The organism is Mesorhizobium sp. M5C.F.Ca.ET.164.01.1.1, assembly GCF_004792125.1.
Lineage (GTDB): Bacteria > Pseudomonadota > Alphaproteobacteria > Rhizobiales > Rhizobiaceae > Mesorhizobium > Mesorhizobium wenxiniae.
In genome coordinates this window covers 1-290 of the sequence record NZ_SRTG01000551.1, presented here as the reverse complement: position 1 = coordinate 290, position 290 = coordinate 1, and the positions used below count along the sequence as shown (strand labels likewise).

General features: G+C 66.6%; 1 protein-coding gene. It reads right to left on the bottom strand.

The window, feature by feature from the left end; translation table 11 throughout:
• Positions 1 to 290, bottom strand: a 290-nt coding sequence (locus EN807_RS34700) for a cadherin repeat domain-containing protein (protein WP_135938105.1), incomplete at both ends; no start/stop codon positions are given.

Genomic DNA, 290 nt, shown 5'->3' with positions numbered 1-290 from the left:
CTGTAGGTGATCGTCGAGCCGGCATCGGGATCCGTCGCCAATGCTGTAATGCCGATCGCCGTGCCGGCGGCGGCGTTCTGGGCAACCTGGTTGGCGGCGGTGTTGGCATCCGGCGGGTTGTTGAACGCGACCGGCTCAGGGCTGTTGAGGACGGCGAGGGTGAAGGCCTGGTTGGCGGTGCTGCCGTCGGAGGAGGTTGCCGTGACCGTCAGGTTGATTGATGACTGGGTCTCGAAATCGAGGGTGCCGGTGGCCGAGCGGGTGATGACGCCGCTGCTGGCGTCGATGGC